The following is a 9,889-nucleotide window of genomic DNA, read 5'->3' on the forward strand; positions in this document are numbered from 1 at the left end:
TAACTGGAAAAATTCAGTACTTTCATCTCGATTAATTTCTTTTAGTTTTTTGGACACTGGGCATGCCAATCATATTTAATTCTGACATACATATAAATGACTCCGCAAAGAGTGTTGCGTTCATATTATTCCTAACCTTCCTTTTTTTCCAAATCCCCGGATATTCCCAATCTTTTAATGCAGAAAACTATGTAGTTACGAATTTTGGTCTGGAAGAAGGACTGCCGCAAAGTTCCGTAAATGATATTATCCAATCAAAAGACGGATATATATGGCTGGCTACCTATGGAGGTCTTGTACGTTTTGACGGAAATACATTTACAACTTTTGAGCGCTCTAATACTCCGGGAATGGTTGAAGAAAGGATTCTAGGAATACATGAAGACTCAGAAGGAAGTATTTGGATTATCGCTGAGGCACCTCGAGCAAAGTTGATGAGGTATAAAAATGGTGAAGTCCAATCTTTTCCTTTAGATAGAAGTGGGGGGTTCGGTTTTAGAATGCGGAATGCCAAAGATGGCAGTCTTTTATTGACGAGTTCAGAGAAACTCTTGAAGTTTAATGGGGTGGAATTTCAGGAAGTTGACATTACCAAGTCAGTTAGTACCGAACCAGAAAAAAATTATGAAGGAGGAACTTGGGTTAATCTCAATAAAAAGATCGTATTCTTCAAAGGAAATAAGGCAATAGAAGTAGCAGACTTGAGTGATCAGTTTGATGGTATTTTTGAAGACTCAAGAGAATTTCCGGCCGGATCCGGAGAATTGATTTTGGCTACTCGCAGTGAAGGGTTTTATAAATATGCAGACAATAAACTTTCCCCACTAAAGTTTGAAGGCGATTTTAAAAATTTAATTTTTAGTAATTTTGGAGTTGTTAATAATGGGGGAGAAAATTTATATGTAGAGTTTTTAGGGCATATTGTTGTTTGGAATGGATCAGAATTAAAGCTCTTCAATCCGGTTCAACAGAACTCAGAGCTTAATTTTAAAGGCATTTTAATAGATTCTGAAGATAATCTATGGTTTGGAACGGATGCAAACGGGCTATTTAAAGTACGGCAATCAGCTATACAAATGATTGACAAGAGTGAGGGATTATCTAATGAAAAAATGTTGTCCTTAACTATACTAGATGACGGATCGGGCCTTTTTTCTACAAATTGTGGAGGGCTTTTCGAATGGAGAGATGGAAAGGCCTACTCATCAAAAGTACAGGAATTTTATCAAAGTGGTTGTAACTGGTCGGTGTTTCAGGATTCAAGGGGTAGAATATGGATAGGGGGTGGAGGAGTTTATGTAACCAATTCTTTAAATAAAGAAGGACAGTATTATGGAGAAGCTGAAGGCTTTACGAATTTAGGGGTACATGCCATGATGGAAGATAGCGATCAGAATATGTGGATTGCATCTTCAAACGGATTATATGTGAACGATGGAGAACAGTTTTTTAGAACATATACTGAAGTAGATGGTTTGTACTATAATGATGTAAGGTCAATCTTAGAAGATAAACAAGGCACAATCTGGGTTGGGTCGGAGAGTGGTCTTAATACTATTATGGATAGTGAAGTAAGTAAGATTCCTTTAATAGGAAAAGGCGAAGATTCTTCTCAACCTAATGTGAGAGCTATCTACCAGGATGATGAAAATTATATGTGGATTGGTACCTATGGAGAAGGTTTGTTCAGGATTATAGGAGATGAAGTTCAACAGCTGACTGTAAAGGATGGACTTTTTGACAACGTTATCTCTCACATTGTAGAAGATGAATATGGCTATTTTTGGATGGGAAGCAACCGGGGAATTGTTCGTATAAAACGAAAAGATTTAAATTATTATCTGGATGGAAAAGCAGAAAGCTTTACGATTGATTCATTTGGATCTAATGATGGAATGAATTCAGCGGAAACTAATGGTGGCTTTCAGCCAAATGCAATTAAAGACTCTACAGGTAGAATCTACTTTCCCACAATTGAAGGGGTAGCAGTAGTTGACCCCTCTAAAGTTGCTAATAACTCAATTCCACCACCTGTATATATAGAAAAGCTTCGATCTGAGGAAAAAGAACTGTCTATAGCTGAAGATATTCAACTATCATACAATACAGCATTTTTAGAAATCTATTATACCGGTATAAGTTTTACTGATCCTAAAAAAGTTCAATTCAGATATAAAATGATTGGGCTTGATGATGATTGGATTGACGTAGGAACCTCAAGATCTGCTTTATACTCCAAAATACCGCCAGGTAATTACACCTTTCAGGTAATAGCTGGAAACAGTGATGGAGTTTGGAATACCGAAGGCGCTTCATTAAATATTATTGTGATACCTCCATTTTGGCAAACTACATGGTTCTATACCTTAGTGGGGTTACTGATAATTGGAGCTATTGGCCTTATCTATTATTTAAGAGTAGAACAGCTAAAAAGGCAGAATGCCCGACAGAAACGCTTTACTGAACAGCTGATTGAGTCAGAGGAAAATGAAAGAAAGAGAATAGCTTCAGAACTGCATGATAGTTTGGGGCAGCAGATTTTGGTTATTAAAAACAGGGCAGAACTTGCCAGAAAATTTGTTGAAAAACCTGCAGAGCTGGATGAACAGCTTGATGAAATCATGCAAAGTGCTGTTATCTCCATAGACGATATTCGTTCGATTTCACATGGTTTGCGTCCAATTCACCTTGAAAAATTCGGACTTACTGAAGCTGTGGAGAATTTGTGCAGTCAGGTGCAGGATGCTTCGTCTATCGAATGGAGCTATCATGTGGATGATATTGATGAAATAGTTCCTAAAGAAAAGGAAATTAATTTCTACCGAGTTATTCAAGAAGGAATAAACAATATCTTTAAACACGCTCAAGCCACTGAAGCGTCGGTCATCATCAGGCGGACTGATCCCGGATTGAAAGCCATGATTTGGGACAATGGCACCGGTTTTGATCCACTTGATAAATTAAATGCTGGTGGACTTGGTTTGTCAGGGATGAATGAACGGATTGAAACGCTTGGGGGTACCTTAAGCTTGAATTCTAGTGCTAAAGAAGGAACTACAATTACAATAGTTATACCAATAAAAGAATGGGCAGTATCATAAAAATTCTGATAGCAGATGACCATCCTCTAATGATGAAAGGACTTCAGCAAGTGTTGGAAGCCCATGATAATTTCGAAATTATAACTGCAGAGAATGGAAAAGAGGCTTTGGATCTTATCCGTAATCAAAGTCCTAAAATTGCGATACTCGATATTGAAATGCCGGAGTTAACAGGCTTTGAAGTAGCTAAACAGGTACACCAAGAGGGAATTCCGATAGACGTCATCTTTCTGACTATGTACAAAGATGAATCAATATTTAATAAAGCCATGGATATCGGGGTGAAAGGGTATGTATTGAAAGATAATACCGCTTCTGAAATTTTTAAATGTGTTAAGACGGTATTGAGTGGAAAACATTACTTGAGCCCTGCTTTATCAGACTTTCTAATCAAGAGAAATGAAAAACTTCTTACTCCTGCCAGTGATAAAGATGGCTTGAACTCACTCACCCAAACAGAGAAAAAAGTCATCAAACAAGTGGCTGATATGAAAACAAGCCAGGAAATTGCTGATGAATTCAATGTGAGTATAAAAACGGTACAAAATCACCGAAATAATATTTGCAATAAACTTGGACTTAGCGGAGCACACGCCCTTCTTAAATTCGCAGTCGAACACGCTTCTAAGGTATAATAAGTTCATTTATAGGTACAAGTACCTATACGAATGAGTACTCCTGCCTATTGTAATCGGGAAGCCTAAAGGGGACTTTATGCTCAAATGGGAAAAGACCGAATCGTTGGCTTTTTCGGGTACAATCCCTTCCTAATGAAATAAGTGCAGTAAATGAAAATAATGATCGTGGATGATCACGCGGGTATGCGGCGTCTTTTAGGAAATATCTTAACACTGGGATATAAAGACTTTTTGATCAGTAAAGATACTCTGGAATTGGTTGAATGTGAAAGTGGCGAAGAAGCCATAGAGCAATACTCTAAAACCAAACCAGACTTTGTACTTATGGATTATCAGTTGACAAACATGAATGGTATTCAAACAACTGAATGTATACTTGAAAAAGATGCAAGAGCAAAAATCATATTTGTTACCAGTTACGATAGCCCATCATTGCGAAAAAGAATAAAACACTTATCCACTTTAGGCTTCATTTCAAAAAAAGACCTTTCAGGCATCATCCCAATGCTTTCTTCTCAAAATCATAAAACCGATACGTTATGAAAAAACTGATACTACTCTTACCCATATTTTTTTTAAATGTAATTACTTTATGGGCTCAGTTTCCGCCGCCACCTTCAGGTCCTATAGCTGACTTTTTAGAGGTTACCGGCACGCTGGAAGTTGGTGAAACGCTTACAGGAAGCTATGATTATGTAGATCCTAATGAATTACCAGAGGATGGGACAACCTATCAGTGGTATCGGTTAGATAGTGAGTTCGAGCCACCTGTGCTAATTGATGGGGCAACCGCACAAACCTATACTTTAGTTTCTGCAGACGAAGGAAAATTAATTGTGTTTGAAGTAACTCCATCTAATGGCACAGAGACAGGAATGCCTACTCCAAGTAATCCTGTTGGTCCTATTGGTGGTAGTGGTAGTGGTAGTGGTGGAGGCGGAGGAAATAATCCTCCAACGGTTTCCAATGTATCAATAAGTGGAACATTGGAAGTAGGGGAAACTCTAACCGGTTCCTATGATTATGATGATCTTGATAGTGACCCTGAAAGTGGCTCTGTACTTACATGGTATAGAAGCGATGATAGCGGAGGAACGAATAAAACAGCCATTGGTGGAGCGGACGCAACTACCTACACATTAGTTTCTGCTGATGAAGGGAAATATATGAGTTTCTCTGTCATTCCAAGTGATGGGGTTGATGCCGGAATCTCAGGAGAAAGTTCATTGGTAGGACCTGTACAGGGTGAATCAGTGTCCGTTAGTTTTGCCGGTGGAACGGGAATTGAAGCAGACCCTTATCAGGTAGAAACCCTTGAACAATTACAGGCACTGAAAGACAGTCCGTCTTCGCATTTTGTATTGAATAATGATTTAGATGCATCAGCGACATCAACATGGAATTCGGGAGCAGGATTTGTACCGATAGGAGGCAATACACCTTTTACCGGAAGCTTTGATGGGCAAGGATTTGTAATTACAGGTTTAACTATAGACCGAACTACAGAAGATTATGTAGGGCTGTTTGCTGTGATTGGGGACGGTGGTACGGTTTCAAACATTGGATTAGAGCAACTATCAATATCAGGTGGGGGAAATACTGGTGGTTTAGCTGGCGAAAATAATGGAACAATTTCGGGTAGCTATGCCGATGGAGATGTTGATGGATCAGCGGTGGTAGGAGGCCTTGTTGGGCTAAACAATTCAAATATTAGTGAAAGCTATTCAGCCGGTACGGTAGCCGGAACACAAGATATAGGAGGCTTGGTTGGACTTCATAGTTTAGGCACCATCACAAAAAGTTACTCCACCAGTGATGCCACCGGAACGGCGAATAACGTGGGTGGATTGATTGGTTTTAGCTACGACAACGTGGAAAATAGTTATGCCACCGGCTCTGTAAGTGGTGATACAAACGTGGGGGGCTTTGCCGGAAACTATAATAGCGGTACGGTAAGCAACAGTTATTCCACAGGTGCGGTTACAGGTAGTTCAAATGTAGGAGGTTTTATTGGTCAAAAATATATCTCTGCTGCAGCCACTAATTCCTTTTGGGATACCCAAAGCAGTGGTCAGGCTGCCGCTACAGGTACTGGTAGTACTACCGGAATTACTGGTAAAACAACCACCGAAATGCAAACACAAAGCACCTTCACGGATGCCGGCTGGGACTTTACCGATATCTGGGCGATGAGCGGATACCCTTCTCTTAAGGCATTTGTGGGAAATACAGCTCCGGTTGTGACCAATGCCGTTGCGGACTTTTCGGTTTACGAGGATAGCTCTGTAGACCCCATCAATTTCACCGATGTATTTAGTGATAATGAAGATAATGATGCGGATTTGACGTACTCATTGGTATCAAATACCAATACTTCATTAGTATTCACCTCGGTTGACAATACGCAGGATATCCTGGGCTTTCTTTTGCAATCCAATGCTAATGGGTCGACAGATATCACTATTCAGGCTGAAGACAGCGAAGGGTTGACCGTACAACATAGTTTTACCCTTACCGTGAACCCGGTGAATGATGGTCCTGTATTTACTTTAGCCGGAAACCAATCTTCAAACGAGGACGCTGGCGACCAAACAGTAGAAAACTTTTTAACGGTTAGTTCTAAAGGAGCAGCAGACGAGTCTGATCAGGCTTTAAGTTTAACTGTAGAGTCGGATAATGAAGCACTCTTTTTAACTCAGCCATCCATTGATCTCAACACAGGAACTCTTAACTACACGGCTTCGTCCGATAGTAGTGGCACGGCTACCGTTACGGTAACATTGAGTGACGACGGCGGTACAGGAAATGGTGGTAGCGATCAAACGGTAAAAACATTTGTAATCACAGTAAATCCTGTTAATGATGCGCCATATGCTGAAATTACCTATGGAAACCCTGTTGTGCTAAATACTTCAGGGTTATTTTCACAGGCTCTTTTTATAGCATATTTTGAGCCAGGCCCTTCTAATGAATCCGGTCAGAAGCCATTGGAATATGCTGTTAGTACTGAGGATTCAAGTTTGTTTGAGGTCCAACCAGAGATCGTAATTGCTGGTACTGGATATTCAGGTGGTTACGAATACGCGGGTACATTAACATTTACTCCTTTACCGGATACAACCGGAGTCGCTGTAGTTAGCGTTAAAGTAATTGATGATGGAGGTACAGATAATGGGGGAGAAGATAGTTATGAAATAGGATTTACCATCACTATTAATCAGGGTAACAGAGCACCTTTGGCATCCAATGCTGGAATAACAGGCTATCCAAAAACAGGAGAAACCATTGCGGCGACCTATGATTTTGAAGATGCAGATGGCGATGCCAATGCCGGAGCCAGCTTCCAGTGGTACAGAAAAGTGTATGGTGAGTACGGGAGCTCTTCTGAAGCAAAAATAGATGGAGCAACAGACTCTTTATACATCATTACCAGTACGGATAATTTTAACGACCTGCGCGTGGAAGTGGTCCCGTTTGATGGAACGGCGTATGGTGATACCATAACCAGTGGATATGTGAAAGCAAATCCATTTGAAGGGGGTTCCGGAACGGAAGCTGATCCGTACCTGATCTCCATGGCAGATCAGCTGAATGCAATGAGAGATGTGTATTCCGAACAACCCAATAATTTAGATGGACATTTTAAACTGATAAATGATATCAACCTTGATGTAGCTCCATACAATGAAGGAGAGGGTTGGATTCCGATTACCAGAGGCGAATCTGTATGGTTTCTTGGAAGTCTGGATGGAGACAATCATACCATTACCGGATTGTACATTAACAGCACGGCGCAACAAGAATATGTAGGCTTGATCGGCGGACATTCGGGAACTGTTCGCAACCTTAAGCTTGAAGAGGTCAATTTACGAGGTACCACAAACTATAATTATGTAGGTCCTATAGGATATGTATCAGGCGGAACGGTATCTAATGTACATGTAACGGGTACAGTTTCCGGGCCAACCGCAGGGGGTATAGCCGGAGCGCTATGGAATGATGGATCTATTACAGAAAGTTCTTTTGATGGAACGGTTACCGGAACCGTTGTTGGTGGTATTGCCGGTGATATTGAAACTGATGGAGTTGATAATACATTCATTAGCAAAAGCTATTCAACCGGATCAGTTTCAGGCGAAAGAGCAGGTGGTATTGTAGGTAGTGTAACTGATGGAGGTACAATTTCCGACAGTTATTCACTGGCAACAGTATCAGGAAGTACTTTTGAAGGCGGTATTGTTAGCTTTAATGGAGCAACCCAAACCCATAATTACTTTGCAGGTACACTTTCAGACGTAGAGTCCAACACCTACTGGAACACAAGTGGTGAGCAAACTACTGATGTTTCCACTGGTGCAATGAAAGACTCTTTGACCTTTGCTGATGCAGGCTTTGATTTTGCCAATACCTGGGCTATAGTAACCGGAGACTCTATTAGTTATCCGTATTTACAAAATAATCCACAAATCCCAATCCCGGGTAAAGAGCTGGGTAACACCACTCCCATAGCAGCTAATGCAGCCATAGCAGGCACACCCAAAGTAGGAGAAGTTCTTGCAGCAACCTACGACTTCACAGATGCCGATGGCGATGCGAATGCAGGTGCAAGCTTCCAGTGGTACCGTGCCAATGACAATGCGGGAACTAATGAGGTGGAAATTATGGGGGCAACTGATTCTACCTATACACCTATACCGTCGGACAATTTTAAATACTTACGACTAGATGTAACCCCCAGTGATGGGATAGAAAGCGGGGAAAAAGTATCAAGTGGATATGTGCTTGTAAGTCCTTTTGAAGGAGGTTCTGGAACTGAAGCTGATCCTTTCTTAATAACGACAGCCGCGCAACTAGATTCGATCAGGACAAATATAGATGATCTTGGGTATATTACGGGTCATTACAAGCTAAATAATGACATTGACCTGAATGTAGCTCCGTACAATCAGGGTAATGGGTGGATACCTTTTAAAGGCTCATTTGGAGATGGAGATTTCGATGGTACTTTTGATGGAGATAATCACACCATAAGTGGTCTGTATATAAATAGCAGTGATTTTGAACTTATAGGGTTGTTCGGATTTATTTCCGGTACTATCCGCAACCTCAAATTAACCGATGTTAATATAACATCAGGCAGTGTTTATGTAGGGTCATTAGGATATGCTGGTAGTGTTTCTAATGTACATGTAACCGGTACAGTTCGAGGGGGGAGCTCTATGACCGGCGGGGTAATTAGTAGGGGTGCTAATATTACAAATAGCTCATTTATGGGTACTGTAACAGGTACTAGAGTAGGTGGAATTGTAGGTGAAATACCAGGAGGTACAATTAGCTCAAACTATACCAGTGGAACAGTGTCAGGTACGGAAAAAGCAGGAGGTTTAGTTGGAGTCATTTCCGATCCAGCCTCCATAAACACTAGTTATTCACTGGCAACGGTTACAGGAAGCTCTTTAGAGGGAGGAATTTTCGGAGAGGCTCAAGGTTCTGCTACTTCTGTTTCTCAAAACTCAAACTATTATGCTGGTGTACTCGGAGGTACAGCTACAAATGCTATCTGGGATAATACTGGAACTGAACTAACGGGGATTACCGCAACACAAATTAAAGATTCTTTAACCTTTGCCAATGCAGGCTTTGACTTTGAAAACACCTGGGCAATTGTTACAGGAGATTCGGTGAGTTATCCGTATTTGCAGGCTAATCCACAAAGTCCTATTCCTGGTAAGGTGAAAGCTAATTCCGCACCAGTTGTAAGCACACCCATAGCAGATGTTACTGTAGATGAAAATGCTGCAAATACTGTGATTGATTTAAGTGCCAACTTCAGTGATGAAGAAACTGCTTCAGGATCATTGATCTATAGTGTGGAAGCCAATGACAATCCAACAATGCTTACTGCTACGATAACTAATTCTGTACTGTCACTGGATTATCAGACGAATCAGTTTGGCACAGCAAACATTACGGTACAAGCCAGTGACGGAGATTTGAGTGTAGAGGATACTTTTGTAGTGATCGTCAAAGAATTGTTGGACTTGAAACTTGCAGCCACCGAACCTATGAGTTCGGCACCGGGTACGCAGATTAGCTTGCATGGGTCAGGCTTTGAGCCCACAGCAGCAGCCAACACGGTAACCTTTACCA

At 40.9% G+C, this 9,889-nt stretch carries 4 protein-coding genes; all 4 read left to right on the forward strand.

The window, feature by feature from the left end; genetic code table 11:
• Window positions 1-62 precede the first annotated feature (62 nt).
• The gene (locus CL667_13845; GenBank protein ID MAL18781.1) at window positions 63-3,101 is read left to right on the forward strand and encodes a hypothetical protein; all 3,039 of its coding nucleotides are present in this window, start codon (window positions 63-65) and stop codon (window positions 3,099-3,101) included.
• Window positions 3,086-3,736 carry a DNA-binding response regulator gene (locus tag CL667_13850; protein MAL18782.1) on the forward strand — a complete coding sequence of 217 codons (651 nt, stop codon included), beginning with the start codon at window positions 3,086-3,088 and terminating at the stop codon, window positions 3,734-3,736. Before CL667_13845 ends, CL667_13850 begins: the two co-directional genes overlap by 16 nt.
• 153 nt (window positions 3,737-3,889) lie before the next feature.
• Window positions 3,890-4,282, forward strand: a complete 393-nt coding sequence (locus tag CL667_13855; GenBank protein MAL18783.1) for a hypothetical protein — start codon at window positions 3,890-3,892, stop codon at window positions 4,280-4,282.
• The coding region (locus tag CL667_13860) for a hypothetical protein (GenBank protein MAL18784.1) at window positions 4,279-9,889 on the forward strand (5,611 nt) is incomplete at its 3' end. The genes CL667_13855 and CL667_13860, both read left to right, overlap by 4 nt.

The sequence above is a fragment of the Balneola sp. genome (genome assembly GCA_002694685.1).
In the GTDB taxonomy this organism is placed as follows: Bacteria; Bacteroidota; Rhodothermia; order Balneolales; family Balneolaceae; genus Gracilimonas.